This is a genomic window from Nocardia sp. NPDC056611, from assembly GCF_042792755.1.
Taxonomy (GTDB): domain Bacteria; phylum Actinomycetota; class Actinomycetes; order Mycobacteriales; family Mycobacteriaceae; genus Nocardia.
On record NZ_JBHTVV010000010.1, the window covers coordinates 116097 to 142662 of the forward strand.

The window sequence follows — 26566 nt, forward strand, 5'->3', positions numbered from 1 at the left end:
CCCGAGTGATCTCCAACCCGCCTGCTAGGTGGTAGCGGGAGGTGCGCCAGGGACGAAGAACGCGATGAACAGCGCCACCGCGCACACGGCCAGGACCACCGCCGTGGCCATGGCGATGGCGCGCGGCCCGTGCGCTCGATGCCCGTGGTGCAGGGAGTTGTTGCGCGCGAAGCTGATCCCCGCGAGGAACAGCAGCCCCGCCGCGGCCAGCGCGGGCCCGATCGCGGCCGGATGCCAGCCGCTGACGGCCGCGTGATTCACGAACAGCGCCGACGTGCCCATGGCGGCGATCGCGGTGCGCCGCCACGCCAGCGCGGTGCGCTCGGAATAGAAGGTGGGCGTCTCGGTCATGCCCGCACCATCGACGCCGTGCCGGTCATGGCCACACCGTCGCGACGGCCGCGAAGATCGACACGATGGCGATGCCGCCCGCCAGGATCGGGACCAGCAGCGTGTTCCCCAGCACGTCGCCGCGAGTCATGCGGGCCTGCACGTCCCGCCAGTGCGTGTACGCCCCGACCGCGAGCGTCACCGCCAGCACGATGCAGCTCAGTGAGAGCGCGCGCCGGATTCCGGCGTGGTGGAACGGCTGCACCAGCGTGTGCACCGCGACGCCGGCGGCGAGCAGGCCGAGCGAGGTGCGGATCCACGCGAGATAGGTGCGTTCGTTCGCGAGCGTGAAGCGGTAGTCGAGCGGCTGTTCCGCCTCACTCGTCGGCTGACCCTGGTCTTCCACCCTCACCACCTGTCCGATAGCGCTGTCGCGGCCGCGGCACGCGAGCCCGCCGCCGCCCCGATCATGACACGAGTCGGCCCGAAACCGCCGACGGCGCAACCGCGGGCACCGGGGCGTCCGAGCGCTACTTCAGCAGCCGTTGTTCGTTGGCGACCGCGACCGCCGCGGCCCGGGTGTCAACGCCGAGCTTGTCGTAGATGCGGCCCAGGTGGGTCTTCACCGTCGCCTCGCTGACGTGCAGGGCGCGCGCGATCTCGCGATTGCCCAGGCCCTGGGAGAGCTGGCCGAGGATGTCGAGTTCGCGGGCGGTCAACGCCGGCTGCGGGTTGCGCATCCGCTCGAGGACGCGGTCGGCGATCGGCGGGGAGAGCGCGGTGCGCCCCTGGGCGGCGGCGTGGATGGCGGCGAAGAGTTCTTCGGGCCGTTCGGCTTTGAGCAGGTAGCCGGTCGCGCCCGCGGCGATCGCGCGGGTGATGTCGGCGTCGGTGTCGAAGGTGGTGAGGACCAGGATGTAGGGGGCGGGCCGTACGGTGGTGGTGATGCGGCGGGTGGCCTCGATGCCGTCCATGTCACCGCCGAGCTGCAGATCCATCAGGACGACATCGGGGTGCAGGCGTTCGGCGACGGCGACGGCCTCGGGGCCGCTGCCCGCCTCGCCGACCACCTCGATGTCGGGGGCGCTGCCGAGCAGCGCGCGCAGACCCGCCCGGACCACCGCGTGGTCGTCGCAGAGCACCAGGCGGACAGGGGTTTTCGCGTCGGTCACGGCCGCTCCAAGGGGACTTCGGCGGAGACGACGGTGCCGTCCCCGGGGGCGGATTCGACGGTGAGGGCACCGCCGAGCTGGCGCAGGCGGGCGCGCATGGCGGGCAGGCCGTGCCCGCGGTCGGCGGCCGTGGGCAGCGTCGCCGGGTCGAAACCCGTTCCGTCGTCGGCGATGTCGAGGACCAGGCGGTCGCCGAGATCGGTCAGGGTGATGGTGACGGTGTTCGCCTCCGCGTGCTCACGCGCATTGGCCAGCGCGCCCTGCGCGATCCGCAGCAGCGCGGCCTCCACCCCCGCGGGCAGGCCCACCGCCGCACCCTCCACGTGCACGCGCACGGTGAGGGTGTCCCCGCCCTCCCGCCGCGCCATCGCCTCCAGCGCCGCGACCAGGGAGCCGCCCGCGGCCAGGTCGGTCGGCGCGAGGTCGTGGACGAAACGGCGGGCCTCGGCCAGATTGTGTTCGGCCACCCCGGCCGCGCCGCGCACGTGTTCACGCGCCGCGCCCGGATCGCTGTCCCAGATCCGGTCGGCGGCCTGCAACAGCATGCGCTGACTCGAAAGCCCTTGCGCGAGGGTGTCGTGGATCTCCATGGCCAGGCGCTGACGTTCGGCGAGGGTGCCCGCGCGGCGTTCGGTGGCGGCCAGTTCGCGGCGGGTGGCGCGCAGATCGTCGATGAGCGCGGCCTGCCGTTCGGTGGTGCGCAGCAGGCCCAGGAACAGCGCGGTGCTCAGGGCGGCGACCGCGGGCGGGGCCAGCAGCAGGTTCGGGTCGATCCAGCCCGCGAGCTTCAGCTGCGCCCACACCACGAACGCGGTCAGCCCGGCGACCAGGGCCAGCGCCACCCGGACCGGCAGGATGCGCAGCCCCGTGTAGAGCAGCGGGACCGCGCACCACGCGAAACTCGGTGCGAGCACGACCAGTACCGCCCAGCCCGACACCAGCAGCGCGAACCACACCAGCCGTTCGGAGGCGCGCAGTTCGCTCACCACGTAGAGCACGGCCAGTGCCAGCGAGAGCCCGATCACCCACGGCGTGCGCGGACTCTCGGGATGCCGCAGCAGGAATCGCAGCAGCGACGCCGCCAGCAGGACGTAGAAGGCGCTGTGCACGATGGTGCCCAGCAGCCGGGTGTCGTCACGGGACGACGGCATGTGAACACCTCCTCGGCGACAACGACGGGCAAACACCCTCATTCTGCCGTGCGCGCACCGCCGCCCGGGTCATCCGATCGGTTGATACGGGGCTCGGCCGGACCGCCCGCCGAATCCCAGCCACTGCGCCGATGTGCCGGGGCGTTCCGGAACGCACGCTGGATCACGAACCGAGCGAACAGCTTTCACCGCAATCCCAGGAGGATGTCATGACCCCCGAGCAGCCCTCGAACCACACCCGCAAGCGCCTGATCATCGGCGGCGCGGTCGCGGCCGTCGCGGCGGCCGGGGTGATCGGCGTGGTGTCGGTCAACGCCCAGGATCCCGACCCGGGCGCCAAGACCCCCGTCGCGGCCGATGTGGCCAACGGCAACCTGGCGCAGAGCACCCACCTGACCATCGCCGCCGCCACCAAGGCCGCGCAGGCCGCCCTGGACGCCGCGGTCAAGGAGAACCAGCACGTGACGGTCGCGGTGGTGGACCGCGACGGCAATACCGTCGTCACCCTGCGCGGCGACGGCGCGGGCCCGCAGTCCTACACCTCCGCCCAGCAGAAGGCGTTCACCGCGGTGTCGTGGAACGCGCCGACCTCGGTGCTGGCCAAGCGTCTCGACAGCGCGCCGCATCTGGCCGACATCGACGGCACCCTGTTCCTGGGCGGCGGCGCGCCGGTCACCGCCAAGGGCGGCGCTCCGATCGCGGGCATCGGTGTCGCGGGCGCGCCGAGCGGGGATCTGGACGAGAGGTTCGCGCAGGCGGGCGTCGCCGCGCTGGGCAACTGATCGTCCGGTTCACACCTGGTCGTCAGGACCGTGAGCGGCGGAACCGGTCACCCCGGCCGGATCGGGCGCGCCGACACTCGGCACGATTCCGAACCGGTCGGCAGGGGGTACTAACCTTCTCCCGGTGACCGAGTCCGCTGACGGATTGCTGCCCGACCCGAGGGGGGTCGGGTCCCAGGAGTTTCCGCGCACCGACCGGCTGCGCCTGTTCTCCTTCGCCACCGCCGAGAAGCGGGCCGACTACCTGTGGGTATTACGAGCCTTCGATACCGCCCGCGCCGCCTACGTGGTGCTGTTGCACGCCTCCGACGTGGCCGACACGCTCGAACGTTGCCCGGGCGCACCCGCTCTCACCGCCACCGAGGTCGGGCCGCTGCTCGAACAGCTGCATCACTGGGGCGTGCTGGAACGCAGTTACGACGGCACCCGTGCGGCCACGCTCGCCGAGTACCGGAACCGGCACTTCGTCTACCAGTTCTCGCAGGCCGGATACCAAGCCTTCCGCGCGGTGTCCGACGTGCTCGAGGCCCGGCTGGACGAGGCCGCGCTCTCGCGGCTGGTGCTGCCGGAACTGCTGGCCGATCTGCACACCTTGGCCGAGGCCAACAAGAGCGCCGACGCCCCGCGCGTCTACCGCGTGCTGAACCGGCTCGACCGGGCGCTCACCGATCTGGCCGAACGCGCCGCGCATTTCTATCTGACCCTGGGCGATCTGGTCCGCACCACCGAGGCCACCCCCGAGGCGTTCCTGGCGCACAAGGACGCGCTGCTGGCGCACATGCGCGAATTCTCCATGGACCTGGCGCGTTTCGCGCCCCGGCTGGCCACCGCCATCCGCGAGGTCGAGGACACCGGCGTCGAGGACCTCATCGAACGCGCCGCCCGCTGCGACGAACGGGTGCTCCTCAACCCGGAAGAGCGCCAAGCGGATTGGCGGGCTCGCTGGCACGGCCTGCGCGGCTGGTTCATCGGCGACGACGACGGCGGGCTCACCGAATGCGAGCGGCTGCGCGAGGCCACCATGAGCGCCATCGCCGCCGTACTCTCGCTGCTGCGCCGGGTGACCGAGACCCGCAAGGGCGGTGTCAGCCGCGAATCCGCGCTGCGGCACCTGGCGGGCTGGTTCACCGCCGCCCCCAGCGCGGACGCCGCGCACGCCCTCTACGACGCGGTCTTCGGCCTCGGGCGGCCGCGGCACCTGGCCATGCAGCACCCCGATGCCGACGTGATCCCGGCCATCCGATCCTGGTGGGACGCACCGCCATTGGAGATTGCCCGCACCCTCGCCGAGACCGGGCGGCCGCCCACACCGGGCGCGCCCGCCCGGCTGCAACGCAATGACGCCGGCATCCGGCGGCTGCGCCAGGCTCAGCTGGACGCCCAGCGCGCCCGCGCCGAGGCCGCGCGCTCACTGGCCACCGCCGACCTCTACGACCGCGAACTCGACGAGGGCGAGACCGAGGTCCTGCTGAAACTCCTCGACGCCGCCTCCACCGCGTGGGTGCCGGTGAGCGGGCGGGTGCCCGGCACCTCCGGTTCCGACAACGGCGTCACCCTCACCGTCTCCGAACACCAGGGGTCCACGCTGGTCCGCACCTCCAAGGGCGTGTTGTACCTGAACAACCGACGACTGGAAGTGCGTGAGACGGCCTCGCTGCGAGAACGCAAATCCCCTGTGGCGCGGCAGGATCGGACCGACTCACCGCCACCGGGCGTCGAGCCCGGCAGCCAGAGCGCGGGGGTCCGCTGATGCACGCGCGCACCATCGATTCGCTGGCCCTGGACAGCTACCAGCGCGCCGCCCGGGTCATCCTGGCCAACCATCTGGTCACCCGCACCTACCCCGATCGGATCGCGCTGCCGCTGTTGCGGCGGTGGGCGACCGAACTGCGCGAGGATCTGGCCGAACTGTTCGGCTATCGCCTCGAGGTCACCGAGACCACCGCCCGCCTGTTCCCGATCCTCGACCAGCTCGACGCGGGCCGTCCCGCCCGGACCACCGGCGACCGCGTCTTCGACCGCCGCCGCTACGCGTACCTGGCGCTGGCGCTGGCCGCGCTGGGCCGCGCCGGGGATCAGATCACGTTGTCGGAGTTGGCCGATCAGGTGGCCGCCTACACCGAACGGGTCGACGGGCTCGAGCTCGCGCCGGACCGGGCCGCCGATCGCGACGCCTTCGTCGACGCGGTGGGCTGGCTGGCGGCGCGCGGCGCGGTCACCCTCGCCGACGGTGACGCGGGCGGCTGGGCCAGCGATCCCGAAGCCGGGGAGGCGCTCTACGACATCGACCGGTCCATCGTGTTCGCACTGTTCCGGCCGCCGCGCGCGCTCCAGCACCTGCAGAGCGTGACCGGGCTGCTGTCGGAGGCGGCGGGCGGCGGGGCCGAAACCCGTTCCCCCGCACAGGCCGCCGCGGCCCGGAAAGTACGCCGGGCGCTGGTCGAGAAGCCGGTGGTCTACGCCGACGAACTCGACGAACCCGAACGGTCGCTGCTGGCACAGGAGAAACTCGTCACCGAGGTCGAATACCTGACCGGGCTGCGGGCCGAGCGGCGCGCGGAAGGCGTTGCGCTGATCGACAGTTCGGGCCGGCTCTCCGACGTGCGGTTCCCGGGCACCGGCACGCTCGCCCAGGTGGCGCTGCTGCTGGCGGGTGAGATCGCGGACCTGGTCCTCGACATCGACAATCCGGTCGAGCGCAGACCGCGCCCGGAGCGCCCGTACACCGATCTGGTGGACCAGCTCGACAGCGCCATCCCCGTCACCACGGTCTTCGCGCCGCTGGCCGATCCCCTGGATGTGTTCGGCGCCCAGGAGGATTCGGACGAGCCCGCCGAGGAGCCCGAGATCCCGGACTTCCCGTTCCTGGAATCCTCGTGGATCCGCGACACCGTGAAGATGCTCACCGACCGCTACGGCAATACCTTCGCCGCGCAGTGGCAGGCCGATGTCGCGGGTCTCACCGGCGAAGTGGTGTCGCTGCTGGAACGGCTACGCCTGGTGGAGCTGGTCGACGGCGGGCTGCTCATCCTGCCCGCGCTGGCCCGCTACCGGGGCGCGATCGTGACCATCCGCACCCGCGCGGAGTCCGAATTGTTCCTCTCCCCCACCGAACTCGGCGCGGACGACGCGCTGGCCGACAGCACCGCGGTAACTGCGTCCGACAGCACAGCGGGCACTGCGTCCGACAGCACAGCGAAGGGATCGGGGAACTGATGGCCGACCACATTCACGGTGGAGTGCGCTTCGTCCCGACCCGGGCGGGCATCATCAACCTCTGGGACTACCGCGACCAGGAATTCTGCTTCGCCGACGGCCGTCTGGTGCTGCGCGGCCCCAACGGCTCCGGCAAGACCAAGGCCCTCGAGGTGCTCTTCCCGTTCGTGCTGGACGGCCGCATCGAGCCGCGCCGCCTCAACCCGTTCGCGGGCGAGGAACGCACCATGAAGTCGAACCTGCTGTACCGCAAGCAGGAATCGGCCTACTCGTACGTGTGGATGGAGTTCGCGCGCGGCGACTGGGACTCCCCCGAGACCGTCACCATCGGTATCGGCATGCGCGCCACCCGCTCCAACGACAAGGTGACCCGCTGGTACTTCGTCGCCGACGGCCGGGTCGGCGTGGACTTCTCGCTGCTCGGCCCCGACGATCGGCCGCTGACCCGCAAGCAGCTGGCCGAGCAGATCGGCTCCGACACCATCGTGGACCGGCCGGTCGAATACCGGGCGGCCATCGACGCCCGCATGTTCGGGCTCGGGCAGCAGCGCTACGACCAGCTCATCAATCTGATCCTGACGCTGCGCCGCCCGCAGCTGGCCAAGAACCTGGACCCGCGCGGACTCTCGCAGGCCCTCACCGACGGCCTGCGTCCGCTCGACGAACAGCTGATCCTCGACGCCGCCCGTTCCTTCAGCGATATGGAGGAGGTCGGGCGCACCCTCGAGGGCCTGGTGCAGGCCGACACCGCGACCCGCGATTTCGTCACCGTCTACCGGAAATACCTGGCCGTCCAGGCGAAGACGGACGTCGATCAGGTGCGGACGCGCCTGGACACGGTCACCCACGCAGGCACCGCGCTGCACGCCGCGGCCGCCCTGCGCACCCGCCGCGACACCGAACGCGCCGCCGCCGAGACCCGCGCCGAGGATGCCGACCGCGCCTACGAACAGGCCCTGGCCGACCGTGAGACCCTGCAGCGCTCCAGCGCCTACGAGGGCAAACAGCAGCTCGACGACCTCGCCGACGCGGTGCGCCGCCTGGAGACCTCCGCGGCTGTCCACCACGACAAGGCGCTGAAATCCCGTCAGACCGTGGACCAGCGGCTCGAGGAAGCCGAGCGCGCACAGGCGGCGGTCGCCCATGCCGCCTCGGCGCTGTCGCGCGGCGAGGACGAATTGCGTTCGGTCGCCGAGGAAGCCGGTATTCCCTGGACCACGCTGCCGGAATCGGCGCGCGCCGACCAGCTCACCACCACGGTCCGCTCGCACGCCGAGGAACGCGACGGCGATGTCCGCGCGGTCCGGCGGGCGCTGACCCTGGTCGACCAGGCGGGCACCGAACGTACCCGCGCCGAACGCGCCTGCGGCCGTTCGGTGGAACTGCGCGATGCCGCGGCCGCCGAGCTCGCCGAGGCCGAAGCCGCTGTCGCGCTGGCCCGTTCGAACACCGCCATCACCCTGCGCGACTGGTGGGACACCCACCGCGAGGTGTACACCCCGATCCGCACCGGGCTGTTCGAGGCGCTCAACGAGGCCCTGGGTGAGGTCGGCACCGAACCGCTAACCCGCCGTGGCGGCACACCGAACAGCCGCGCCGAGAAGGCGAAGAGCGCGTCGGGCGCCGAGGCCCCCGCGACCGCCGGGGCCGCACCGGGCGCCGAGGCCGCGCTGGAGGATCCGCCCGTCCCCGCCACCCCCGCCGAGGTGCTGGCCGAGCGCACCGAACCGCTCACCGAGGAGATCCGCGGCCGCCGCCAGGAGGCGCGCGCCCGCGCCGCCCAGGCCACCGCCCGCGCGAGCGAACTGCGGGCCGAGCGGGAGCGGGTCGCGGCCGAACGCGACGACGCGCCACCGGCTTTCGCGGCCCGTACGGACGCGCGAGCGGAGCGTCCCGGCGCGCCGCTGTGGCGTTTGGTCCGCTTCGCCGACGGTGTCGCGCCGCAGCACGCCGCCGGACTCGAGGCGGCGCTGCAGGCCGCCAACCTGCTCGACGCGTGGGTCTGCGCCGAGACCGAGCTGCCGCCGCACGCGTCGGACCAGTTCCTGGTTCCGCTGCCGCCCCAGCAGCGGCCCACCGGGCGCACGCTCGCGGATGTGCTGGTCGTGGAGGACGATTCACCGTCACTGACGGTTCCCCGGGAGACCGTCGCCGGGGTGCTCGCCTCCATCGCCCTCTACGAGTCACCGCACGCGACGGCCACCGGTGCGGGAGCGGACAAGGCGCACATCGTCTCCGGGGCCGCCGCACAACCGGTCGGCGTCGAGGGGCAGCTGACGATCGCGACCGACGGCCGCTATCGCCAAGGCGTCCAGTCGGGTCGGCACGTCAAGACCGACGCGGAATTCGTCGGCACCACCGCCCGCGCCCGCCGCCGCGAATTGCGGCTGGCCGAATTGGCCGCTGCCATCGAAACGGCCGTCGCCGAGGCCGAGACCGCCCAGACCGAGGAGCAGGCCGCCACGGCCGAGCTGGGCCTGATTTCGGCGGCCGCCAAGGCGCTTCCGCGCACCACCGCGGTCACCGCCGCCCTGCGCGGCGTGGCCGAGGCCGCGGGCATGCTGCGCTCACGCTCGGAGGCGGCCGCGCAGGCCGAGCGGGATCTCGATCAGGCGGTGGCCGAATACACCAACGCGGACAAGAAGGTCCGCGCCATCGCCGCCGACCACCGCGCGCCCCGCGATCCGGTCGAGCTGGACGCGCTGGCGGCCGCGGTCCGGCACTTCGAGAACGCCGGAACAGCGCTGCTGCGCCTGCGCGGCGACCATCAGCGCGAACACGAGCGGGCCCGCGAGGCCGGGGATCGCCTCGACGAATCCAAGGATCTGGCCGAGGCGTTCGCCGAGGAGGCCGAGGCCGCCCGCTCGGGATACGAAGAGCAGCTGCGCAAACTGGAGACCCTGCGCGAGGCGCTGGGCGCCGGAGCCGCCGACGTCGATCGCGAACTGGAACTGGCTCGCGAACGCATCGACGCGGCCCGCGCCGAGCAGAAGGCCGCCCGCAAGGCCGCCGCCGAGGCCATCGAGGCGGTCGGCGCCGCGGAGGGCGCGCACCGCGCCGCCCACGACACCCTGGGCACCGCGCTCACCGAATTGCTCGCCGACGTCCGCCATCTCGCCCCCTACGCGCGCCCGGACCTGCTCAGCCTGCTGGGCGCGCCCGCCGACAGCCGCTGGCCCGCGGCCGACGCCGCCTGGTCCACCCCCGAGCAGCTGCTGTACCGCATCGAGAACGGCGATCCCGAGCAGGAACCGGCCGTGCTGCCCGCCGACGTGGCCGCGCTGTTCGGGAACCTCGCCACCGCAACGGCTTCGGTGCGCGCGGGTGAGGCGGCCCGCAAGGCCACCCGCAGCGCCGTCACCACCGCCCTGCAGGAGTTCGACGCCGCGCTCGCCGCGGCCCGCCAGGACTACCGCCTGCACTGGGACGCCGCCGACGGCCTCACCGTGGTGCAGGTGCACGACGACCACGGGCTGTCCTCGCTGGCCGACTTCGCCGAGCGCATCGGCGCGGCGCGGCGCGATCAGGAACTGCTGCTCACCGATGCCGAGCGCCGCATCCTCGAGGACGCGTTGCTGACCGGACTGGCCCAGCAGATCCACGAACGCACCTCCGACGCCCGCGATCTCATCTCCCGCATGGGCGCGGAGATGAAGCAGCGCCGCATGTCCTCGGGCAACACCATCGGCGTGCACTGGGTCCTGGCCGACAACCTCTCCGAACCGGCGCGCGCGGTGTGCAAGCTGCTCGACCGCGACTCCGCCGACCTCACGCCGGAGGACCTGTCGACCGTCCGCGCCTACTTCGCGGCCGAGATCCGCACCGCCCGCGCCGCGCACCCGGAGCGCTCGTTCCCCGAAATCCTCGCGGCCACCCTCGATTACCGCACCTGGCGGGTGTTCTCGTTCACCATCCTCACCGCGGACGGCACCGAGGACCGCCTCACCGTGGCCCGCCACAGCGCGCTCTCGGGCGGCGAACAGTCGGTCTCGCTGCACCTTCCGCTGTTCGCGGCCGCGCACGTGATGCTCGACTCCGCCGACCCGCAGGCGCCGCGCCTGCTGGCGCTGGACGAGGCGTTCGCGGGCGTCGACGACAACGGCCGCAGCGAACTGCTCGGGCTCTCGGTGCAATTCGACCTCGACCTGTTCATGACCGGCTACGACCTCTGGATCACCTACCCGCACGTGCCCGCCTGCGCGCACTACGATCTGGCGCACTCGGCGGCCGAGAACACGGTCAGCGCGACACTGCTGGTGTGGGATTCGGACGACCTGCTGGCCGAGCACGACGGCACCGATCTCACCTCCGCCCTCGGCTCCCCCAACCGGCGGCGCCTTCCGCACGGGCTCGAGGGCGCGATCCCGATGGACGAGGAACTCGAGCTGACCGATTGACCCGATCCGGGCATCGGCAACCCCACTGGACACCGGCCGGAGCGGCGGGTTCTTACTGCCCGGACGGACGCCCCAATCCGCGTGTCGCAGTGCGGCGCGCCGTAAGGATTGGACCAACGGCAAACCAACAGTTTCGCGGTTGGCCGTGTATCGACTAGAAATGTCTTCCGTGCCTACCGGAATCACGTGCCAGCCATCGGGAGTCCCTGGACGGGGGACCAATTGACGATCGACAACCCGCGCGAGGACGACGTCACCCAGCTGGCGCTACGGGTCGAAAAGGCCCGCGGCCGGCTGGCGTACCAATACGATCCCGCGCTGACCGACGCGCTGTCGGAGAACGAGCTCGTCGCCGAGCGCGATCTCGCCGAGCGCATTCGCGAGCAGGAGCGCGCGCAGCGCTGGAAATACGCCGAAGCCACGGCGGCTGCGGCGGATCGTGCCCGCCAGACCTCCGAAGAGATTGAGAAGGCCGACATTCGCGACTTGCTGCTCGCCCGCAAGGCGATCGCCGCGCAGCGGCGGGAATCGAGCCCACACGCCAAACTGGCGTCGCTGTACAAGCATCGGGCGTGGAGCCAGCGCGCGCTCGCCGGTGTCGTCGCGGCCGGCATGCTCTGGTCCGCGGTCAACGTGCAGCACAATATCGCCCCCGGCGGGCCCTCCGATCCGCTCTACTGGTTCAGCTACCTGCTCGAAGGCATGATCAGCGTCTGCCTCGTGATCATCATGATCGGCACCAACAAGGTCGCCGAGTGGGGTGTGATCGACAGCCGCCGCCAGGTCGTGGTGGCCGAGATGGCGCTGCTGAGCCTGACCGTCATCCTCAACACCTACCCGTACCTGAAGAACGGCAGCTGGTACGACGTGGCGGTGCACGCCATCGCGCCGGTGATGATCGGTGTGGCGCTGCTGATCCACAATGCCGCGGCCTCCCGATACGGTCTGGCCATCGTGCGCGCCACCGACCAGATCCGGGACCTGCCCGATCCGGGTGAGCAGATCCGGCGCGCCATGCCGACCGTGGTGGCCTGGCCCACCCGCCCGACGCCGCCGTCGGCCGGGGGCGCCGCCACCGCCACCGGACCCGCCGCGCTGACCGCGGGGCCCGCCGAGGCCGAGAAAACCGTTGACGCAGAAGCACAAGTGGTCGAACCTCGGCCCACCGCCAAGGCCGAAAGCCAGGCGGAACCCGCGAAGTCCGCGGACAAGGAGCGTCGCTCGGCGACGGGCAAAAGTCGCAAGTCCGACGAGGACGAACGGTCTCCGCTCGCCGATCTGACCGATCCCGTCCCTCCGCTGAATGTCTATGACACCGGCCAGTTCCGGATCGCCGAGACCCTCGAGCAGGAGCTCGCCGAACTGCAGGCCGCCCGCCGCCGCGCCCGCGCCGCGTCGCGGCCGCGCAACGGCACCGCCGTCGACGACTGAGACGCGAACGACTTCGCTCGTGACCTGACGAACGACATCGACCCCGGTACCGCTGGTGCGGCGCCGGGGTCAATTCGTGTGCGGATCAGGTGGATCGGATGATCGGGACCCGTCCGATCGGGTCAGTGCCCGCCCGGCTGCGCCGGGTCGACCGGCACCACGACCGCCGAGCGCGGCTGGGCCGGAGTGCCCACGTGCTGGAGGTACCCGAGCCAGCCGGTGCCCACGAAGACGGCGAGCAGCACCGCGGTGGGGAGTTCGAAGATCAGCCAGCTGGTGGCGGAAAAGATGTCTCTCCAAGGGTGAACGGGCCGCTGAGCGATGCGGACGGGTGGGCGCTGGTGCCGGAGCGTGCCGTGATCCGAACGGTACTGCCTGCCCTGCCTGCCCACCATGCCTCCGTTGCTGAAGAAGTGCCGAACCAGGATGTCGAGCCCGCGTCGTGCGCACACCGGTGAACGAGCCGTCGCCGCGCGCACTCGCACCAGGCAGTATGCCGAACAGAACGAACATTCGGGTCGTATTGACCGAATATTCCGGTGCGCCGGCCGGATTGCTCCCGACTAACCGGACAATCCCGAAAAATCGCGCAGGACAACGTGATTACGATCGGCACAACTGCCCAGCGCGTGATCCGGGTGCAGACCAAGATATTGGCTGCGCGTGCGGGTGCTCCAGCGCCGCGCCGCCTCGGACCGCGTCTTGTGGAAGTTGACCGCGTAGCCGCCCTCGTAGACGCGGATCAGGGTGTACCCGCCCGGATACTCCTTCACCGCGCCCACTTCCAGGAATTCCACCCCGATCCCGGAATCCGGGCGGGTGCGCCGATTCCGATGGGTGTGCCCGCTGTGGTGCAGGAACACCCCGGGCGCACTCGCGTACAGCGCGTGCAGCGCGGCCGCGTTGGAACGGTCCAGCACGAACCCGGGTCCGCCCGGATTGCTCACGGCCGCATGCCGGGTGACCGGGTGGTGGCCGAAGACCAGTGTCGGCCGGTCGGGTTCACCGCGCAGCAGTTCGCGCAGGTGGGCCAGCTGCGGCGCGGCGAGGGTGCCACCCGCGCCGCGCACCCGGGTGGTGTCGAGGCCGATGATCCGCAGCCCGCCGGCGTAATACTCGAGCAGGCGGTCGCGCGGGTGGAAGATCGCACCCCAGTGATCGGGCTCCTCCGGGGGACGAACGTCGTGGTTTCCCCTGCACACGAAGTAGTCCCGGCCCAGCACGCCCCAGTCGTCGAGCTGGGCGCGGACACCGAGGGCCTGCGCGGCCGTTCCCGAATCCGTCAGATCGCCCGCGACGATCAGGTGGTCCGCCGCCCGGTCCGGCAGGCGCAGATCCTCGAGCAGCGCGCTGAGCATGAATTCCGGGTATTCCTCGGTGCCGTGGCGCAGGCCCTCGAACAGTCCCGCGAACAGCCCGCTGGCCGGTTCGCCGTAGTGCAGATCGTTGGCGAGGGCGATGGTGCGGATCAGCCGCCCGGGCGGCGGGGCGGTGGTGGTGAAAACACCGGTGGATTCGGGTGTTCCGGAACGCCGTGTCACCAGGGTGCGGGCGGGCACGGCCCGGCGGCCGTCGGAGTACGCCTCGAATCGATAGGCGCGGCCCGGTTCCAGGCCCCGGATCTCCGCGTAGTGGTAGGGAGTCCGGCGGGCCTCGGACAACCACGTGCGCGGTTGTCCGCGTCCGTCGGCGGGGGCCAGGCGCACCTCGGTGTCGGCGGGGACCGGCCGCAGCCGCCCGGCTCGGTTGCGGGCCCGGGTGGTCCAGGTCAGGATGGCCGAATCAGCGGTCACCGTCACCAGTTCCAGATCCGAGGCCACCACCGTTTCCTGGGGTGTCCGGGCCCGGTCGGCGAAGATCGGGCGCGGTGTGCGCACGGCGACGGCCGCCGCCCCGCTCGCCGCATTGGCCAGCCACATGGTTCGAAGTCGCGGTTCCAGCATCACATCTCCGTCCGCTGTGCTCCCCCACGGACGACGGTAGAGCGGCCAGTTGAACCGCCAGATGCCCGGACATGACCGAACGGCTTCCGATTCCGGACATTCAGGCCATGTCCCGGTGAGGGGGACGTCGAGCCTCAGAACGGCTTGGTCGGCAGGTACTTTCCGTCCAGGGTGATGACCGCGCGCTCGCCGCCCTCGGGGTCGGCGACCTTCTTCACATCCAGGCGGAAGTTGATGGCGGAGATGATGCCGTCACCGAACTGCTCGTGCACCAGGGCCTTCAGGGTGGTGCCGTAGACCTGCAGCATCTCGTAGAAGCGGTAGATGGTCGGGTCGGTGGGGACACCGCCCGGAATCGAGCCGCGCAGCGGGATGGCCTGCAGCAGGCGGGCCGCGTCGGCGTCCAGGTCGAGCAGCTCCGCCACGGCCAGCGCCGACTTCTCCGGTAGCGGGTGCTGGCCCAGGATGGCGGCGGTGGTGAAGGCGGGCGAGAGTCCGGCGGCGTCGGCGATCTGCTGCCAGGTGAGGTCCTTGGCGATCTTGGCGGCGACGGCGGCGTCGGCCAGGGCTTCGCGGGCGGTGGGATCGAACTGTGCGTGCACCATGGGAGGTTTCCTTTCGGAGGGAGGGGAATCAGGCGGCGAGGGTGGAGAATTCGCCGTCGGCATCGAGCGCCTCGACGCGCCCGGAACCGATGTCGTACACCCAGCCGTGCAGGGTGAGGGTGCGCCGGGCCAGGGCCCAGGCAACGGCGGGGTGGGTGGCGAGATTGGCCAGCTGCGCCACCACATTGTGACGAACCAGCGCGGATACCGCTGCGGCGCTGGTGATCTCGGGATCGACGGCGGCGCGGGCGGCGTCGGCGTGCCGCAGCCAGCCGGCCACCGCGGGCAGACCGGACAGGTCCTGGCCCTCGGCGAGCGCGGTCATCGCCCCGCACGCCGAGTGACCGCACACCACGATGTCGCTGACGCCGAGCACACCCAGCGCGTACTCGATGCTGGCGACCACGCCGCTGGCCGCGCCGGGGGTGTGCGGCGGGACCAGGTTGCCCGCGTTGCGGATGACGAACAGCTCACCCGCTTCGGCGGAGGTGATGAGTTCGGGCACCACGCGGGCATCGGAGCAGCCGATGAACAGCGCACCCGGGCGGTGGTCGCCGGCCAGGCGGGCGAACAGCCCCGCCTTGCCGGGGAAGACATCGCGCTGGAACCGTCCGAGACCGTCTGCGAGGTTCGGCATGGGAACTCCTTCCGAGTGCGGCGGCCCCGTTCGGGCCGATGCCATTCACCCTGCCCGAGCAGTGGCTATAGAGTCCAAGACTTGATATCGATCGTTCCCATTGCTGTCATCTATAGTCGTCCTGTGACCCCGGAACTCCGGCATCTGCGCTACCTGCTCGCCGTCGCCGAGCACGGCAACTTCACCCGCGCGGCCGAGGACCTGCACCTGTCCCAGCCAACCCTGTCGCAGCAGATTCGTCAGCTCGAACGCCTGGTGGGGGTACCACTGCTCGACCGCACCGGTCGGTCGGTCCGCCTCACCGACGCGGGCGCGGTGTACGCCGAGCACGCCCGCCGGGCGCTGCGCGAACTGACCGCCGCCGACCGCGCCGTCCACGATGTCGAGGACCTCGCCCGCGGCACCCTGCGCCTCGCGGTCACCCCGACCTTCACCCCCTACCTGGTCGGCCCGCTCATCGCCGAATTCCGCGCCGGCCACCCCGGCATCACCCTGGAGGTCAGCGAAAACGCCCAGGAGGCCATGGAATCCGCGATCCTCGCCGACGACATCGACCTCGGCATCGCCTTCCTCGGCACGACCTCTCCCGGCGTAGAGGCCACCCCGCTGTTCGAGGAGGACCTGAGCCTGGTGGTCGGCGAGCACAGCGCCGCCCGCTCCCCCTTGCCGATCGCCGGCCTCGGCGACGCCGAATTGGCGCTGCTGAGTCGAGATTTCGCCACCCGCGGCCACATCGACGACTACCTGCGCGCCCACGCCGTGACACCGCGCATCGCGGTGCAGGCCAATGCCGTCCAGTCCGTGATCGAGATCGTTCGCCGTACCGCCCTGGCCACGGTGCTGCCACCCGCCATCGCCGCGGCCTACCCCGGCCTGCGCGCGATCGATCTCGATCCCCCGATGCCGACGCGCACCGTCGCCTTGCTCCGCCGCGACCAGGCCTACCGGACCGCCGCGACGCGGGCATTCACCCAGCTGACCACCGCGTGGGTCCGCGACCGGCTGCCACCGCCGCGAATTCCACGGCAGCAGAACGAAACCCAGCCCTGACGGAAGCCTCGCTCAGCGCTGACTGGCGTCGGGCAGGCGGGCCGGGCAGGGGCCGTCGGGGACGGTGGCGAGTTCGAAGTGCCACCACTCGTTGTCGTACATGCGGCACAGGCCCCAGTGGGAGCCGTTGGCCTCCAGCCATTGCGCGCCCTCGATGGGACCCACATCGATGGCCTGGCCGGTGACATGGGTGGATTCGCCGGGCGGCAGCACCCACCGGCGAGCCGCCTCCGGGCTGCCGTAGGTCTGTAAACCGTCCTCCCAGAGGGCTTCCTGCTCGCCGGGCGTGCGGTAACCGGAGGTGATCCAGAGGGTGACACCGGCGGCGTCGGCATCGCTCGCCGCGGCCGCGAAGGCGGCGGCCAGCCGGGGGTCCAAGCCCTCGGTGCCCGCGGCGACGGCCTTCGCGGACGGGATGCCGTCGTCGACAAGGTCTGGAAGCTGTTCGGCGGCAGCGCGGGTCGCGGTCACCACGGTGACCGAGCCGCCGACCAGTCCCGCGCTGGCGAGCACGGCCAGGGCCGCCGCCCGGCGGGTTCCGGCGGGCCGTCGCCGCCGCTCGACCAGGTCAGGACCGGCCACTCGCATCCACACGCCTCCAGGTTCGAAGTTCAGCCTCGGGTATACCCGAACCGGCCATCCGGTCCGATCGCTTCGCGAATTTTCCTACCCGTCAGTCGATTCCGCGATTCAGCCTCGACTCGCGTCGGGTAGACGCGCGGGGCAGCCGAAGCCGGGCACGGTCGCCGGCTCGAAGCGCCGCCACTCGTTGTCGTACATCCGGCACAGCCCCCACCGGTTCCCGTTGACTTCCAGCCACGTCGCGCCTCGCGCGGCCCGAGGGCGGCGGCTGCGGTGGCCGTGCGCCCGGCGGTGTTCCGCCGGGGCGCGAGGTTGTCCGAATACCGCATCCGCCTGCCTCCTGCTGGTTAGACGCGCTCCTTGGAGCGCTCGCGCACGCGCAGCGCGATCGGCTTCGAGGTCTCGGCGAAGAAGTCGTTGCCCTTGTCGTCGACGACGATGAAGGCGGGGAAGTCCTCGACCTCGATCTTCCACACGGCTTCCATACCGAGCTCGGGGTATTCGAGGACCTCGACGGACTTGATGCAGTCCAGCGCGAGTCGCGCGGCGGGGCCGCCGATGGAGCCGAGGTAGAAGCCGCCGTGCTCCTTGCACGCCTTGGTGACCTGCGCGGAGCGGTTGCCCTTGGCCAGCATGACGTGCGAGCCGCCCGCGGCCTGGAACTGATCGACGTAGGAGTCCATGCGGCCCGCGGTGGTGGGACCGAAGGAGCCCGAGGCGTAGCCGTCGGGGGTCTTGGCCGGACCGGCGTAGTAGACGGCCATGTCGCGCATGTACTGCGGCATGGGCTCGCCCGCGTCCAGGCGCTCCTTGATCTTGGCGTGCGCGATGTCGCGGGCCACGACCAGCGGGCCGGTCAGCGACAGGCGGGTCTTGACCGGGTACTTGGAGAGCTCGTCGCGGATCTCCGACATCGGCCGATTCAGGTCGATCTTGACGACGTCGCCGCCGAGGATGGCGTCGGTCTGCTCCGGAAGGTACTGCGCCGGTTCACGTTCCAGCTGCTCCAGGAACACGCCCTCGGGGGTGATCTTGGCCAGCGCCTGACGGTCCGCCGAGCAGGACACGGCGATGGCGACCGGGCAGGACGCGCCGTGCCGCGGCAGGCGGATCACACGCACGTCGTGGCAGAAGTACTTGCCGCCGAACTGCGCGCCGATGCCGAAGGACTGGGTCAGCTTGAAGACCTGCTCCTCGAGCTCGAGGTCGCGGAAGCCGTGCGCGGCCATCGAGCCCTCGGTCGGCATGTTGTCGAGGTAGTGCGCCGAGGCGTACTTGGCCGTCTTCAAGGCGAATTCGGCCGAGGTGCCGCCGATCACGACCGCCAGGTGGTACGGCGGGCAGGCCGCGGTGCCCAGCGAGCGGATCTTCTCGTCCAGGAACTCCAGCATGCGATCGGGGTTCAGGATCGCCTTGGTCTCCTGGTACAGGAACGACTTGTTGGCCGAGCCGCCACCCTTGGCCATGTACAGGAACTTGTACGACGGCTGCGCGGGATCGCCCTGGTTGGAGTACAACTCGATCTGCGCGGGCAGGTTGTTGCCGGTGTTCTTCTCGTCCCACATATTGATGGGCGCGAGCTGCGAGTAGCGCAGGTTCAGCTTGGTGTAGGCGTCGAACACGCCGCGCGAAATCCATTCCGCGTCATCGACTCCGGTGAGCACGCCCTCGGACTTCTTGCCCATCACGATGGCGGTGCCGGTGTCCTGGCACATGGGCAGGATCCCGCCCGCGGAGATATTGACGTTCTTCAGCAGATCCAAGGCCACGAACCGGTCGTTGCCGCTGGACTCCGGATCGTCGATGATCTTGCGCAGCTGCGCGAGGTGCGCGGGCCGCAGGTAGTGGCTGATGTCGTGCATCGCCTCCGCGGTCAGCATCCGCAGCACCTCGGGCTCGACCTGCAGGAAGGTCCGCCCGTTGGCCTCGAACGTGCTCACGCCCTCGGTGGTGAGCAGCCGGTAGGGCGTCTCGTCCTTACCGATGGGCAGCAGATCCGAGTACAGGAAATCAGGCGCGGTCACGAATCGGACTCCTCGAGCAGGGCTGGGGCTGGTCAGCCGACGGTTCAAGCACAGTGACTCTATCCAGCGCCCGCTCCAGCCCCGCCGACAGGTCGGGTTGCGGGCCCCGCACAGGCACAGGTTGCACCTTCAACCGAGCGGGTGTTACCTGTCCATGATGTGCTTGTCGGCGGCGGGGAGGACTTGGCATGGTGGCGGAACCCGGGAGTGGAACTGTGGCGCAGACCCGTTGGCTCGATGATGTCGAGATGCGCGCGTGGCTCGGATTCGTGTTCACCCGCGATCTGATCGCCGCCGCGGTAGGGCGCGATTCCCTCCGCGAATCCAATCTGACCTACGTGGAGTACACCGTGCTGGCCCGGCTGGCCGACGCCCCGGATCATCGGCGGTCCTTCGCCGAGCTGGCGGCGGTGCTGGAGTGGTCGCAGAGCCGGTTGTCGCATCAGATCACGCGGATGGAGAAGCGCGGGCTGGTGGCGCGGGAGTCGATTCCCGACGACGCGCGACGCACCGCGGCGGTGCTCACCGACAAGGGCGTGCACGTGCTCGATTCGGCCGCCCCGGCACACGTGGACAGTGTTCGCCGCCACATGGTGGATGTGCTCGATCGTGGCCAGCTGGCCGCGCTGGCCGACATCTACGACACCCTGCTGGCCCATCATCGCGGCGCCGAACCCTCACTCGGCCGGGCCGAGACCCGTGAGCAGCACACCTGACACGAAATCGCCTGCCCACCTCGGTTTGGTTTGGCACCCATCGGGTAGTGGGTAAGACTAGGCTCGGCACCGGCTTCCCATGTGGGTCGGCACCGAGCACACGGCTGGCTACGGTCGTGGAAGTGAGCACCCGACCTGGCCTTAGCGAAAGGGGCAGGAGTTTCCATGTCCGACGTGTCCATCGGTCTCTCGGCGGATTCGCTGCCCGCGAATTCCGTCGACAATCTGCTCCCGCAGCTCGTCGAGCACTTGCGGCAGAACCGCACCGAACTGCGCGAGGAGTGGGCCCGTCGCATCACCGATGCCCAGCTGCTCACCGCCATGACCCCCGAGGAGATCTTCTCGGAAGCGACCTCGGTCTACGACAACTATGTCGAGGTGCTCGAGACCGGTAGCGTCGAAGCGCTGCAGGCCTACGCGCGCGACCTGTCCGAACGCATCATCCCCCGAGGCGTCGAGACCGACGAGGTCGTCGGCATCGTGCTCCTGCTGCGAGACGTGCTGGCGCGCAGCCTCTTCGAGAAGTACCAGTCCGACTTCGAGCTGCTCAAACTGGTTCTCGACGCGTACGAACCGGCCGCGAACCGGATCGCCAACACCGTGGCCGTGTCCTTCGTGCAGGAACGCGAGCGCGTCATCCGCCAGCAGCAGGAAGCGATTCGCGAGCTGTCCACCCCGGTGCTCCAGGTGCGTGAGCAGCTGCTCATCCTCCCCATCATCGGTGTGCTCGACTCGCAGCGCGCCCGTCAGCTCACCGAGCAGCTGCTGCGCGCCATTCGCGCCAACCGCGCCAAGGTCGTCGTCATCGACATCACCGGTGTGCCCGCCATCGACTCCACGGTGGCCAACCACCTGGTGCAGACCGTCGACGCGTCGGGCCTGATGGGCGCCAATGTCATCATTACCGGCCTGTCGTCGGAGATCGCGCTTACCCTGGTCACCATCGGCCTGGATCTGTCGAAGATGAACGCCGTCGGTGACCTCCAGGGTGGCATCGAGGAAGCGGAGCGGCTGCTCGGCTACGAGGTGTCGCGCGTCACCGATCGCGACGGAAGATAACCCGGGCGGGGCTCATGCCGGTACCCATTCTGAAGCAGGGCACCTATCTCATCGCGTCGGTGCAGTCAGCGCTCACCGACGCCGATACCGAACGCCTGCAAGACGATCTGATGACCTACGTCAGCAGATATCGCGCCCAGGGCATCATCGTCGATGTCACCGCAATCGACGTAATGGACTCCTTTGCCGCCAGATCGCTGCGTACCATCGCCCACATGACCAAGCTGCGCGGCGCGGAGACGGTCATCGTGGGCCTGCAGCCCGAAGTCGCTTTCGCCATGGTGCAATTGGGACTTACCTTCGAGGGTATGCACACGGCGCTGGACCTCGAGGAGGGCCTGTCGTGGCTGAACAAGAAGATCCATAGTCGCAGCCAAAAAGATGGTCGTGATCGTGGCCGCTGACGACGTGGTGATCGCGGTGACCGTGTCCAACGACATCGTGACCGCGCGGCAAGCGGGGCTGGAGTTGGCTGCCAAACTCGGCTTCTCGCTTTCTGACCGCACCATGATCGCTACGGCCATTTCCGAAGTGGCGCGCAATATCACGAGTTACGCGGGCACCGGCGAGATCCGGCTGGGCGTGCAGGATCGTGACGGCCGGCGCTCGATGGTGGTGCAGGCCAAGGACAACGGGCCGGGCATTCCAGACATCCCACGGGCCATGGAGGACGGGTACTCCACGGGACGCGGTCTGGGCCTGGGGCTTCCGGGCTCGCGGCGGCTGATGGACGGCATGGTCATCAATTCCGAGCCCGGCCAGGGCACCCTCGTCGAGATGTGGAAGTGGGTCCCCAGCGGTGCGTGAGGACGGCAACATCGGCGCGGTCGAATGGGCCGTCGCCGGACGCGCCCTACCCGGGCAACGGGTTTCGGGCGACCGCTCGGTGGTGCTCGACGCCGGCGGCGGTTCCGTGCTTTTCGCCGTGCTGGACGGTCTGGGTCATGGCGCGGCCGCGGCGGACGCCTCCGATCGCGCCGCGCAGGTGCTGGCCGAGAACCGGGCCGAGCCCCTGGACGTGCTGATGCTGCTGTGTCACCGGGCCATGAGCGACACCCGCGGCGCGGCGGTCTCGCTGGCGCTGTTCGATTCTCGCGACCGGGTGCACTGGCTCGGGGTCGGCAATGTCGAATCCCGCATCGTGGCGGCGGCACCCGGCAAGCCCGCCATCCGGGCGACGGTCCTGCTCTCGGGCGGCATCGTCGGTTATCTGCTGCCGCCGAACCTGCAACCGCAGACGGTGCCGGTGCGGCCGGGCGATCTGCTGCTGATGTCGACCGACGGCATCACCTCGAGCTTCGCCGACGCCGTCGACCTGTCCAAACCGACCTCGGAGATCACCGCCGAGATCCTGGCCCGCCACGCCAAGGACACCGACGACGCGCTGGTGCTGGCGGCCCGCCACCGCGGGCAATCCCATCCCTCCCAACCCATTCCGAGTGTGAAGCCATGAGGCCGTAGTGAGCGCGGTACTGGCCGCTTTCCGCGAGGCGTACGCCGCCGCGCTGCGACTGCACCTGCGCGCCCCCGATCAGAACACCCTGGCCGAGGGCTACGAACTCGGCCGCCGCGCACTGGTGGAGGGGGTGAGCATCCTCGATCTCACCGAGCACCACTACCGGCTGCTCGAGCAGGAGGGGCTGGGTCCGGCGCCGGACGGCACCGATCGCGGTGAGGCCGCTCTGGAGTTCCTGCTCCAGACCATGGCGGCACTGGACGTGGCCACTCGCGGCTTCCTCGACGGCACCCGCCGCTACGAGCAACAGCGTTCGCGCGCCGACGATCTCGCGGGCCGCGACGCCTTCCGGACCGCGCTGGTGGAGTCGCTGCAGGACGGGTTCTTCGTCGTCGATGCCGAAGGCACGCTGATCGAGGTCAATTCGGCGTTCGGCGCGCTCACCGGCTACGGCCCCGACGGCATCCCCTATCCGCTCCCCCATCCCTGGACCGTCCCCGAGTCACCGCGCTACCCGGACCTGGGCACCGAGGCCGCCCGGTTCGTGATGCCCATCCGGCACCGGGACGGGCGGCAGCTGTGGCTGGCGGTCTCGACGTCCTCGCTGGTGAAACCCGAGAACGGCGAACGGGTTTTCGTCGGCACACTGCGTGACGTCACCGCCGAGCACGATGCCCAGGCCCGCGATCAGGCGGTGTCACGGCTGGCCACGGCGGTCGGCGCGGCCACCAGCGTGGTCGAGGTCCTCACCGTCGGACTGGAGGAGCTGCGCCGCGCGGTCGGAGCGGAGGCCGCGGTGGTCTCGGTGTGGCCCAATCACCACGCCGGCCCGGAACTGTATGTGTCCGAGGACAATCAGTACACCGCCGCGGGTCTGGCCCCGCACATCACCCAGCCCATCCGGCGGCCCGGCAACGGCGACGCGGACCCGATCGGCGGCGCCGAGTCGCGCCGCGTGCTCGATGCCCGCGCCCGCGCCCTGCTCGACCGCGCCCGATTGCAGCCCGGCCGCAGCATGTTCGCGATCCCGGAGGGCGTGTCCAGTTCCGAGGGCATCGTCGCGCCGCTGGGCGAGAGCGGGGATTCGGCGCTGTGGCTGCGCTTCTCCGCGCCACGGGTGATCACGCCCGGCGACTGGGCGCTGTTCTCGCTGCTGATCGGGCATCTGAGCCTGGCGGTGCAGCGGGCCCGCAACTTCGACCAGGCCCGTTCCACCTCGCTGACCCTGCAACGCGCCATGCTCGGCCCGATCGAACTGCCGCCGCGGTTCTCGGTGCACTACGAGCCCGCGCTGCCGCCGCTCGAGATCGGCGGCGACTGGTACGACGTGGTGCGCCTGGAGGACGGCGCGATCGGCGTGGTGGTCGGCGACTGCGTCGGGCGTGGCCTGTCGGCGGCGGTGGTGATGGGCCAATTGCGCACGGCCGCACGAGCCCTGCTCCTGCGCGGCGCGGGCCCGGCGCAGCTGCTGGCCGAGCTCGACACCGTGGCCGCCCGGATTCCCGGGGCCATGTGCACGACGGTGTGCGCGGCCATCCTGGATCCGGTGCGCGGGCTGGTGCGCTACTCCAATGCCGGGCACATGCCCCCGGTGCTGGCCGAGCCCGGCAAACAGGGCCGGCTGCTGGAGGGCGGGCGGGCGTTCCCGTTGGCCACGTTCGACATTCCGCGCCGCCCGGAAGCCACCACTGCCATGGCGCCCGGCGCGACACTGGTGTTGTTCACCGACGGCCTGGTGGAGCAGCGCGGCGTCGACATCGACGACCGCTTCGTGGAACTGGCCGACGAATTGTCGCGCGTGGCAGTGCAATTGCCGCGCGAGGTGGCCGATTCGGTGCTGTCGCGGCTGCGCCCCACGGGCGGCTACGACGACGACGTCGCCATGGTGGTGTACCGGCAGCCGCCCAAGCCGCTGCGCCTGGACGTGCCCGCCGACGCCCGGGAGCTGTCGCAGCTGCGGCGCGCGCTGCGCTCCTGGCTGACCGCCGCGGCCGTCCCGCACGATCTGGCCGTGGATCTGGTGTCCGCGGCGAACGAGGCGTGCAGCAACAGCATCGAGCACGCGTACCTGGGCGGCGAGCCCGGCCGGGTACGGCTGAGCGCCGACTGCGGCGTGGACACCCTCACCATCGAGGTGTCCGACACCGGCGTGTGGCGGCCGCTGCCCGCGGATCCGGGCAACCGCGGGCGCGGGATCGCCATGATGCGGGCGCTCACCGATCAGCTCGACATCGACCATTCCGGGCCGGGCACGCTGGTCCGGATGTCGGTGAGACTCGTGGCCGCGTCCTTCTCCGCGGCCGGGAGAATGTGAATCAGGGCCTGCCGTCACGCCTTCGGCAGGCGGCCCACCTGCGAGCCAGTGCCGATGTGGCAAACGATGCAGCACGAACGGACGGATCATGGCAGATTTGTACAACGTGACCACTAATTCCGCAGACGGCCACCCCTTCGCCGAAACGATGACCACCTCGGTCACCCGCACCGACGAGGCCACCGTCCTCACCGTGACCGGCGAAGTCGACCTGGCGACCGCCTCCGCACTGGAGAGCGCCCTCGACGCCGCCCTGGCCGCCGAGCCCGCCGCCCTCGTGATCGACCTGACCGCCGTCAGCTTCCTCGCCTCGGCGGGGATGGCGGCCCTGGTCAGCGTGCACAAGCGGGCGGGCGGCACGCGCCTGGTCGTGGTGGCCGACGGGCCCGCCACCGGCCGGCAGCTGAAGATGACCAACCTGGACCAGGTGTTCGCGCTGCACTCCACCCTCGACGACGCGCTGGGTTCGCTGCGCTGAGCCGGTGCGCCCGGCGCGTGTGGCGCGGGCGCACCTCTCCTGCGAATCCACCGAAACGACGAAGCCGAGCCCGGATCACCCGGACTCGGCTTCGTCGTTCACGCCAGCGGTCAGAGGAGCTCGCGCAGCTGCTCGATGAGCTTCACGCGCTCGGCGGGGGTGCCCGCCATCGGCACCACATTGAGGACGGTGACACCGGCCTCGCGGAACGCCGCGACCCGCTCCTTCACGAACCCGGCCGAGCCGATCAGGTTGATGTCGCGGACCAGATCGTCCGGCACCACCTTGGCGGCCTCGTCCTTGCGGCCCGCCAGGTACAGCTCCTGGATGCGGTCGGCCTCGGCGCCGTAGCCGTACTTGGTGGCCAGCGCGTGGTAGAAGTTCTTGCCCTTGGCGCCCATGCCGCCGATGTAGAGGGCCAGGTGCGGCTTGATGCCGTCGCGCCAGCCGTCCACATTGTCGCCGATGGCCAGGGCCGGACCCGCGTAGATGTCGAGGTCGCCCAGGGCCGGATCCCGCTTGGCCAGACCGGCTTTCACCGAGTCGCCCCAGACCGCGTCGGCCTTCTCCGGCAGGAAGAAGATCGGCTGCCAGCCCTCGGCCATTTCCGCGGCCAGCTCGACGTTCTTCGGGCCGAGCGCGGCCAGCAGCACCGGAATGTTGTCGCGCACAGGGTGATTGATCAGCTTGAGCGGCTTGCCCAGGCCGGTGCCCTCGCCCTCGGGCAGCGGGATGTTGTAGTACTTGCCGTTGTATTCCAGGCGCTCGCGCTTCCACACCTTGCGGCAGATCTCGAGCACCTCGCGGGTGCGGCCGATCGGCGCGTCGTAGGGCAGGCCGTGGAAGCCCTCGATCACCTGCGGGCCCGAGGCGCCCAGGCCGAGGATGTAGCGGCCGTCGGAGACGTAGTCCAGGCCGGCCGCGGTCATGGCGGTCAGCGTGGGGGTGCGGGTGTAGAGCTGCAGGATGCCGGAGGCCAGCTGCACCCGCTCGGTCTTCGCGGCCAGGTAGCCCAGCGCGCTCACCGCGTCGAACGAATACGCCTCGGGCACGAACACGATGTCCAGGCCGGCCCGTTCGAGGTCGGCGACCTCGGCGGCGATCTCCTTGAAGCCGTCGGTGTAATTGATCGACAGTCCGATACGCATAACGGGAAGCTTAAGCACTAACCAGAAAGACGCTTCACGTCCCCCCTGGTGAGGGGCATGCTCGCTGATCATGTC

General features: G+C 70.5%; 24 protein-coding genes. 13 read left to right on the plus strand and 11 right to left on the minus strand.

Features of this window, described 5'->3' with window-relative positions; translation table 11 throughout:
* Positions 1 to 24 precede the first annotated feature (24 nt).
* The 4 genes from ACFRAQ_RS34285 to ACFRAQ_RS34300 all read right to left on the minus strand — a co-directional run bounded on the left by ACFRAQ_RS34285 (position 25) and on the right by ACFRAQ_RS34300 (position 2653).
* Complete coding sequence (locus ACFRAQ_RS34285; protein ID WP_379107193.1) at positions 25 to 351, minus strand: DUF202 domain-containing protein; 327 nt, start codon at positions 349 to 351, stop codon at positions 25 to 27.
* A gap of 25 nt (positions 352 to 376) precedes the next feature.
* Positions 377 to 736 carry a YidH family protein gene (locus ACFRAQ_RS34290; RefSeq protein ID WP_379107194.1) on the minus strand — a complete coding sequence of 120 codons (360 nt, stop codon included), beginning with the start codon at positions 734 to 736 and terminating at the stop codon, positions 377 to 379.
* Positions 737 to 860: 124 nt separating this feature from the next.
* Positions 861 to 1502 (minus strand): response regulator, encoded by a 642-nt coding sequence (locus ACFRAQ_RS34295; RefSeq protein WP_379107195.1) that lies wholly within the window; start codon positions 1500 to 1502, stop codon positions 861 to 863.
* Complete coding sequence (locus ACFRAQ_RS34300; protein WP_379107196.1) at positions 1499 to 2653, minus strand: histidine kinase; 1155 nt, start codon at positions 2651 to 2653, stop codon at positions 1499 to 1501. Before ACFRAQ_RS34300 ends, ACFRAQ_RS34295 begins: the two co-directional genes overlap by 4 nt.
* Before the next feature lie 209 nt (positions 2654 to 2862).
* On the opposite strand from ACFRAQ_RS34300, the gene ACFRAQ_RS34305 reads away from it, so the two are divergent.
* From ACFRAQ_RS34305 to ACFRAQ_RS34325, 5 genes are all read left to right on the plus strand, one after another.
* Positions 2863 to 3435, plus strand: a complete 573-nt coding sequence (locus ACFRAQ_RS34305) for a heme-binding protein (RefSeq protein WP_379107197.1) — start codon at positions 2863 to 2865, stop codon at positions 3433 to 3435.
* A 199-nt stretch (positions 3436 to 3634) separates the two neighbouring features.
* Positions 3635 to 5185 carry a TIGR02677 family protein gene (locus tag ACFRAQ_RS34310; RefSeq protein ID WP_379107227.1) on the plus strand — a complete coding sequence of 517 codons (1551 nt, stop codon included), beginning with the start codon at positions 3635 to 3637 and terminating at the stop codon, positions 5183 to 5185.
* Entirely contained in the window at positions 5185 to 6651 is a 1467-nt protein-coding gene (locus tag ACFRAQ_RS34315; protein ID WP_379107198.1) for a TIGR02678 family protein, read from the plus strand. The genes ACFRAQ_RS34310 and ACFRAQ_RS34315 overlap by 1 nt, the downstream gene beginning before the upstream one ends.
* On the plus strand, positions 6651 to 11048 hold the full coding sequence (locus ACFRAQ_RS34320; protein WP_379107200.1) for an SbcC/MukB-like Walker B domain-containing protein: 4398 nt from the start codon (positions 6651 to 6653) through the stop codon (positions 11046 to 11048). The genes ACFRAQ_RS34315 and ACFRAQ_RS34320 overlap by 1 nt, the downstream gene beginning before the upstream one ends.
* 222 nt (positions 11049 to 11270) lie before the next feature.
* Positions 11271 to 12479, plus strand: coding sequence for a hypothetical protein (locus ACFRAQ_RS34325; protein ID WP_379107202.1), 1209 nt, complete (start codon positions 11271 to 11273; stop codon positions 12477 to 12479).
* 122 nt (positions 12480 to 12601) lie between these two features.
* Here ACFRAQ_RS34325 and ACFRAQ_RS34330 read toward each other — a convergent pair whose 3' ends face one another.
* From ACFRAQ_RS34330 to ACFRAQ_RS34345, 4 genes are all read right to left on the minus strand, one after another.
* Positions 12602 to 12874, minus strand: coding sequence for a hypothetical protein (locus ACFRAQ_RS34330; RefSeq protein WP_379107203.1), 273 nt, complete (start codon positions 12872 to 12874; stop codon positions 12602 to 12604).
* Between the two features lie 168 nt (positions 12875 to 13042).
* Positions 13043 to 14422 (minus strand): metallophosphoesterase, encoded by a 1380-nt coding sequence (locus tag ACFRAQ_RS34335; RefSeq protein ID WP_379107204.1) that lies wholly within the window; start codon positions 14420 to 14422, stop codon positions 13043 to 13045.
* Positions 14423 to 14556: 134 nt separating this feature from the next.
* Positions 14557 to 15027: a cyanase gene (gene cynS, locus ACFRAQ_RS34340; RefSeq protein ID WP_379107205.1), complete on the minus strand. Its 471-nt coding sequence runs from the start codon at positions 15025 to 15027 to the stop codon at positions 14557 to 14559.
* 28 nt (positions 15028 to 15055) lie between these two features.
* Positions 15056 to 15664 (minus strand): carbonic anhydrase, encoded by a 609-nt coding sequence (locus tag ACFRAQ_RS34345; RefSeq protein WP_379107206.1) that lies wholly within the window; start codon positions 15662 to 15664, stop codon positions 15056 to 15058.
* Positions 15665 to 15787: 123 nt separating this feature from the next.
* On the opposite strand from ACFRAQ_RS34345, the gene cynR reads away from it, so the two are divergent.
* Positions 15788 to 16714 (plus strand): transcriptional regulator CynR, encoded by a 927-nt coding sequence (gene cynR, locus ACFRAQ_RS34350; protein WP_379107208.1) that lies wholly within the window; start codon positions 15788 to 15790, stop codon positions 16712 to 16714.
* A 12-nt stretch (positions 16715 to 16726) separates the two neighbouring features.
* Here the strand turns inward: cynR and ACFRAQ_RS34355 are convergent, their stop codons facing one another.
* Together ACFRAQ_RS34355 and ACFRAQ_RS34360 are read right to left on the minus strand one after the other, a co-directional pair.
* Entirely contained in the window at positions 16727 to 17302 is a 576-nt protein-coding gene (locus ACFRAQ_RS34355; RefSeq protein ID WP_379107228.1) for a M15 family metallopeptidase, read from the minus strand.
* 341 nt (positions 17303 to 17643) lie between these two features.
* Complete coding sequence (locus ACFRAQ_RS34360) at positions 17644 to 19320, minus strand: fumarate hydratase (protein WP_379107210.1); 1677 nt, start codon at positions 19318 to 19320, stop codon at positions 17644 to 17646.
* A 215-nt stretch (positions 19321 to 19535) separates the two neighbouring features.
* Between ACFRAQ_RS34360 and ACFRAQ_RS34365 the strand changes: the two genes are divergently transcribed.
* The 7 genes from ACFRAQ_RS34365 to ACFRAQ_RS34395 all read left to right on the plus strand — a co-directional run bounded on the left by ACFRAQ_RS34365 (position 19536) and on the right by ACFRAQ_RS34395 (position 25343).
* Positions 19536 to 20036, plus strand: a complete 501-nt coding sequence (locus tag ACFRAQ_RS34365) for a MarR family winged helix-turn-helix transcriptional regulator (protein ID WP_379107212.1) — start codon at positions 19536 to 19538, stop codon at positions 20034 to 20036.
* Positions 20037 to 20201: 165 nt separating this feature from the next.
* The gene (locus ACFRAQ_RS34370; RefSeq protein WP_357284127.1) at positions 20202 to 21095 is read left to right on the plus strand and encodes an STAS domain-containing protein; all 894 of its coding nucleotides are present in this window, start codon (positions 20202 to 20204) and stop codon (positions 21093 to 21095) included.
* A gap of 14 nt (positions 21096 to 21109) precedes the next feature.
* Positions 21110 to 21499, plus strand: a complete 390-nt coding sequence (locus tag ACFRAQ_RS34375) for an STAS domain-containing protein (RefSeq protein WP_033085409.1) — start codon at positions 21110 to 21112, stop codon at positions 21497 to 21499.
* Positions 21477 to 21902, plus strand: coding sequence for an anti-sigma regulatory factor (locus tag ACFRAQ_RS34380; protein WP_379107213.1), 426 nt, complete (start codon positions 21477 to 21479; stop codon positions 21900 to 21902). The genes ACFRAQ_RS34375 and ACFRAQ_RS34380 overlap by 23 nt, the downstream gene beginning before the upstream one ends.
* Positions 21895 to 22548, plus strand: coding sequence for a SpoIIE family protein phosphatase (locus ACFRAQ_RS34385; protein ID WP_379107215.1), 654 nt, complete (start codon positions 21895 to 21897; stop codon positions 22546 to 22548). Before ACFRAQ_RS34380 ends, ACFRAQ_RS34385 begins: the two co-directional genes overlap by 8 nt.
* Before the next feature lie 7 nt (positions 22549 to 22555).
* Entirely contained in the window at positions 22556 to 24865 is a 2310-nt protein-coding gene (locus ACFRAQ_RS34390; protein ID WP_379107216.1) for a SpoIIE family protein phosphatase, read from the plus strand.
* A 148-nt stretch (positions 24866 to 25013) separates the two neighbouring features.
* Positions 25014 to 25343 carry an STAS domain-containing protein gene (locus ACFRAQ_RS34395; protein WP_379107229.1) on the plus strand — a complete coding sequence of 110 codons (330 nt, stop codon included), beginning with the start codon at positions 25014 to 25016 and terminating at the stop codon, positions 25341 to 25343.
* A 110-nt stretch (positions 25344 to 25453) separates the two neighbouring features.
* Here ACFRAQ_RS34395 and ACFRAQ_RS34400 read toward each other — a convergent pair whose 3' ends face one another.
* Positions 25454 to 26491: an LLM class F420-dependent oxidoreductase gene (locus ACFRAQ_RS34400; protein ID WP_379107217.1), complete on the minus strand. Its 1038-nt coding sequence runs from the start codon at positions 26489 to 26491 to the stop codon at positions 25454 to 25456.
* Positions 26492 to 26566: the final 75 nt, after the last annotated feature.

Excerpts from the sequence above, each read along its gene's own strand:
- ACFRAQ_RS34285 (WP_379107193.1), bottom strand. The coding sequence starts at position 351 with ATGACCGAGACGCCCACCTTCTATTCCGAGCGCACCGCGCTGGCGTGG.
- ACFRAQ_RS34300 (WP_379107196.1), bottom strand. The coding sequence starts at position 2,653 with ATGCCGTCGTCCCGTGACGACACCCGGCTGCTGGGCACCATCGTGCAC.
- ACFRAQ_RS34305 (WP_379107197.1), top strand. The coding sequence starts at position 2,863 with ATGACCCCCGAGCAGCCCTCGAACCACACCCGCAAGCGCCTGATCATC.
- ACFRAQ_RS34315 (WP_379107198.1), top strand. The coding sequence starts at position 5,185 with ATGCACGCGCGCACCATCGATTCGCTGGCCCTGGACAGCTACCAGCGC.
- ACFRAQ_RS34320 (WP_379107200.1), top strand. The coding sequence starts at position 6,651 with ATGGCCGACCACATTCACGGTGGAGTGCGCTTCGTCCCGACCCGGGCG.
- ACFRAQ_RS34330 (WP_379107203.1), bottom strand. The coding sequence starts at position 12,874 with ATGGTGGGCAGGCAGGGCAGGCAGTACCGTTCGGATCACGGCACGCTC.
- ACFRAQ_RS34335 (WP_379107204.1), bottom strand. The coding sequence starts at position 14,422 with ATGCTGGAACCGCGACTTCGAACCATGTGGCTGGCCAATGCGGCGAGC.
- cynS (WP_379107205.1), bottom strand. The coding sequence starts at position 15,027 with ATGGTGCACGCACAGTTCGATCCCACCGCCCGCGAAGCCCTGGCCGAC.
- ACFRAQ_RS34345 (WP_379107206.1), bottom strand. The coding sequence starts at position 15,664 with ATGCCGAACCTCGCAGACGGTCTCGGACGGTTCCAGCGCGATGTCTTC.
- ACFRAQ_RS34355 (WP_379107228.1), bottom strand. The coding sequence starts at position 17,302 with ATGCGAGTGGCCGGTCCTGACCTGGTCGAGCGGCGGCGACGGCCCGCC.
- ACFRAQ_RS34370 (WP_357284127.1), top strand. The coding sequence starts at position 20,202 with ATGTCCGACGTGTCCATCGGTCTCTCGGCGGATTCGCTGCCCGCGAAT.
- ACFRAQ_RS34375 (WP_033085409.1), top strand. The coding sequence starts at position 21,110 with ATGCCGGTACCCATTCTGAAGCAGGGCACCTATCTCATCGCGTCGGTG.
- ACFRAQ_RS34380 (WP_379107213.1), top strand. The coding sequence starts at position 21,477 with ATGGTCGTGATCGTGGCCGCTGACGACGTGGTGATCGCGGTGACCGTG.
- ACFRAQ_RS34395 (WP_379107229.1), top strand. The coding sequence starts at position 25,014 with ATGACCACCTCGGTCACCCGCACCGACGAGGCCACCGTCCTCACCGTG.
- ACFRAQ_RS34400 (WP_379107217.1), bottom strand. The coding sequence starts at position 26,491 with ATGCGTATCGGACTGTCGATCAATTACACCGACGGCTTCAAGGAGATC.